We start from the raw sequence: 348 nt of genomic DNA on the forward strand, positions 1-348 counted from the left end.
GTTACATGGTGATCAACTTCGCGGAAAACCGACACCTCAAGATGGGGCCAGCGCAGCGTCGTGAGGCCGAAGCTGCTTATGGTGAACGCCTGAAGAAGGCGATCAAGAAGTTCAAGCCGACCCACATCCTGTTCTCAGGCGATGAGGCCATGCACTCTGTGTTTCCACAAGTGCAACACCCACAGTACAAGCGCGGGTGGGTCCATAAGATGAAGGTTGGTGACGAACAGATTCGTGTCGTCTCCACCCTCGACTTTTTCAAGCTTCTGGACAAGCAAGGTGAGCTGGCCAACCTTCTAGGTTTCTGGTGCCGTCATTTTGCGAATCTGGTGCTTGGGCGCAATCCGC

Annotated in this window: 1 protein-coding gene; it reads left to right on the forward strand. The window is 54.3% G+C overall.

The features are described from left to right. Positions 1 to 348: hypothetical protein (locus AC1RPQ_RS08195; protein WP_481762293.1), on the forward strand; the 348-nt coding region annotated here is incomplete at both ends.

Source organism: Dellaglioa sp. CoH-57-MRSF-21 (assembly GCF_056781915.1).